Origin of the sequence: Endozoicomonas sp. ONNA2 (assembly GCF_024606365.1) — a bacterium.
GTDB lineage: Bacteria > Pseudomonadota > Gammaproteobacteria > Pseudomonadales > Endozoicomonadaceae > Endozoicomonas.
This window is the reverse complement of the sequence record NZ_JAHHPO010000125.1, coordinates 1-3,220: the sequence shown is the minus strand read 5'-3', so window position 1 is coordinate 3,220 and position 3,220 is coordinate 1. Positions and strand designations below refer to the sequence as shown.

The window sequence follows — 3,220 nt, the reverse complement described above, 5'->3', positions numbered from 1 at the left end:
AGCGATGACCTGAACGGCCTATTGGAAAGCCTCGCCTCCGGAGAGTTGCTGGACGAAGCCGAAGACGGCTTGATCGATGACGATGCCTGTCCGGATCCCCAAGAAAAGACTTACAGCAAGCCCGGTGATGTTTGGATACTTGGAGCGCACCGATTGATGTGCGGCGACAGTACCGACCCGCAGCAGGTAGAGCAGCTGGTTCAATCCCAGCAGGTGGACATGGTATGGACCGACCCGCCCTATAACGTGGATTACGACGGCTGTCGGAAAGTACGGGACAAGATCCAGAACGACAAGATGGGTGACAACCAGTTTAGAAACTTCCTTGTTGACCTGTTCAGCAGCGCCAGTCAGTGGACAAAAGCAGGGGGCCCCATTTACGTCGCCCATGCTGACACCGAAACCATCAATTTCAGAAGCGCACTGGTGGAGGCCGGTTTTTTGCAGAAGCAGTGCCTGATTTGGGTCAAGCACCACTTTGCTCTCGGCCGCAGCGATTACAAATACCAGCATGAACCGATCTTGTATGGCTGGAAGCCAGGAGCGAGTCACCAGTGGTTCGGTGAGTTCAACAAGGTCACCGTACTGGACGACGAACCCGACTACCGAAACATGGATAAGTCGTCCTTGGTCAACTACTGCCGTCAGCTACGCAACCAGCTGAACACCACCATCATTCGGGAAGATAAACCGACCCGATCCGATGAACACCCCACCATGAAGCCGGTCAACCTGATTGTTCACATGATCCGCAACAGCAGCGCACGACAGAACACGGTGCTGGATTTATGCGGCGGCTCCGGCAGCACCCTCATCGCCTGCGAGAAGTTGAGAAGGCAAGCCAGGCTGATGGAAATTGACCCGGCCTACTGCGACGTGATTATCCGGCGGTGGCAGGAGTTCACCGGACAACAGGCAAAACACCAGAACGGCAAAGCATTCAAAGGATAACCAGCATGGCATGGAAGCAACGCATCACCGGCAGCGGTATTGAAAGCCCGGAAAAGTTGATGATGAATCCGGACAACTGGCGCAGACACCCACCCTCGCAGCAAGCAGCAATGGAGGGTGTTTTAGACGACCTTGGATGGATTCAGCAAGTCATCGTCAACCAGCGCACCGGGCGACTCATTGACGGACACCTGAGAGTGGAGCTGGCCAGAAAGCACAAGGCCAAGGAGGTGCCCGTTATCTACGTGGATTTAAGCGAAGCAGAAGAAAAGCTCGCTCTCGCTACCCTTGACCCCATCAGCGCCCTGGCAGAGACCGACGCCGACACCCTGCAGCAGCTATTAGGGCAGGTAGAGACCGACAACGACGCCCTGCTGGCCATGTTGGACGATTTAGAGCCACCCACAGCGCCTGAAGACCAGGACCCCACCGGCGAGCCAGAGCAGGAAGACGCTATCCAGGGAGCGCCCGCCGTTAGCAAAAAGGGCGACGTTTGGCAGATCGGCGACCACCGGCTCATGTGCGGCGACAGCACCAACCCCGACCACGTTAAGCAATTGATGGACGGCCGCAAGGCTCGCCTCTGTTTCACCAGCCCGCCCTATGGCAACCAACGGGACTACACCACTGACGGCATTACCGACTGGGACAAATTGATGACCGGCGTATTTGGAGCAAGCACCCTCGGCAGCGCCATGCACAAAAACGGCCAGGTGTTAGTAAACCTCGGATTGATACACCACAAAAACGAGTGGCAGCCTTACTGGGACGGCTGGCTGGAATTCATGCGGATAGACGGCTGGCGACGGTTTGGTCTTTATGTATGGGATCAGGGCCCCGGTATGCCAGGCGATTGGGCAGGCCGACTGGCTCCGGCATTTGAATTGATTTTTCACTTCAACAAAGAGAAGCGCAATCCCAACAAGATCGTGCCCTGCGAGGGAGCCGGAGAGGTCAGCCACCAGAACGATGCCGGAGGTATTCGCAGCAAAGATGGCGAGGTAGCCAGCTGGGCACATTCAGGGCAGCCCATTCAGGACTACAAAATACCCGACAGCGTTATCCACCTTATGAGACAGAAAGGCAGCATTGGTGACGGCATAGACCACCCGGCCGTCTTCCCGGTCACACTGCCACAGCACCTGATGGAAGCCTACACCCACGAAGGCGAAAGCTGCTATGAGCCCTTCAACGGTTCCGGCACCAGCCTGATTGCCGCCCAGAACAGTGGACGACGGATGCATGCTATGGAACTGGCTCCGGAGTATTGCGACGTGGCTCTGGAGCGATTCAGGCGCAAATTTCCAGAAGTAGAAATAACCCACCAGCAGACGGGTCAAAGTCTGCAAGCCATTATTGACCAACGAGCAGAGGGAAACTGATGAGTAAAACACGGACGGAAAACCCGCAGATGGAACTGGATACCTCCAGCGAACCCCGGCAGATCATCGAGCAGCTGCAGAACGCCAGTGCTGTCTATACCGCCATGAAAGAGTTAAAGGCGACCATAGCCGACGGTGGGCATATAGATCCCCAGGTGGCCAAGGCCACAGAGCAGCTGACCGGCATTGATATCAGCGCTCTATTCAGCCAACAAGCCGAGCCAACACCCACCAAGCCGAAACAGCGACGACAGCACCGTCATCCCAAGGGCATCTATAACCTGGGGAATTTTATGTCCTTTCGGGAGCTGGCCAAAACTACCGGCAAGAAGGAGCGAGAGGTAAAAGCGGTACTGATGCAGCAGGGCATCGTGCGGAAAATAGAGGAGCCCGGCATCGATAGCCAACGGTGGCGCTATGGATTAACCGACAAGGGCTGGCAGTATGGCCGCATGTACTATCACAGGGAGAAGATGGTGCTCGAGCAGGATGACCGGCGATTTAAGCAGATACCAAGCAACAGTGTTCCTGTATTTGGTTATGACGTTTTGGATTTTTTCGCATAAGGACATGAGCATGAACCCGTTTACCTACAACACCCTCCTCCAGAAAGAAACCGCTGATGATTGGAAGCACCCGACCAAAAAACGTGCGCCAAAATCCATGCGAAAGAAGAAGCGAAAAGCGCAGAAAATAGCCCGCCGATTAAACCGGCGATAAGGCCAAAAACGGTCGCCCGTTAGGAAACGCATAAGGCAGGAAACGCCATGGGGGCAAAAATGGACAAAAAAACCATCAAAGCCAAGGAGTTACAGAGAAAAGCACTGGAACTCCGTAACTATTCTGTGAACCCAGCCAAACCAGCCCACCAAGCTGGTAAGGAATAC

At 55.1% G+C, this 3,220-nt stretch carries 4 protein-coding genes; all 4 read left to right on the top strand.

All coding sequences use genetic code 11. The features are described 5' to 3' along the window. Positions 1–951, top strand: a 951-nt coding sequence (locus KDK14_RS02345; protein WP_257263413.1) for a site-specific DNA-methyltransferase, incomplete at its 5' end; no start/stop codon positions are given. A gap of 5 nt (positions 952–956) precedes the next feature. Continuing rightward, entirely contained in the window at positions 957–2,333 is a 1,377-nt protein-coding gene (locus KDK14_RS02340; RefSeq protein WP_257263412.1) for a DNA modification methylase, read from the top strand. Next, positions 2,333–2,899, top strand: a complete 567-nt coding sequence (locus KDK14_RS02335; protein WP_257263411.1) for a hypothetical protein — start codon at positions 2,333–2,335, stop codon at positions 2,897–2,899. The genes KDK14_RS02340 and KDK14_RS02335 overlap by 1 nt, the downstream gene beginning before the upstream one ends. 10 nt (positions 2,900–2,909) lie before the next feature. Then, entirely contained in the window at positions 2,910–3,053 is a 144-nt protein-coding gene (locus tag KDK14_RS02330) for a hypothetical protein (protein ID WP_257263410.1), read from the top strand. Positions 3,054–3,220: the final 167 nt, after the last annotated feature.

Bases quoted from the DNA above. Each gene is read 5' to 3' on its own strand.
- KDK14_RS02340 (WP_257263412.1), top strand. From the start codon at position 957: ATGGCATGGAAGCAACGCATCACCGGCAGCGGTATTGAAAGCCCGGAA.
- KDK14_RS02335 (WP_257263411.1), top strand. From the start codon at position 2,333: ATGAGTAAAACACGGACGGAAAACCCGCAGATGGAACTGGATACCTCC.
- KDK14_RS02330 (WP_257263410.1), top strand. From the start codon at position 2,910: ATGAACCCGTTTACCTACAACACCCTCCTCCAGAAAGAAACCGCTGAT.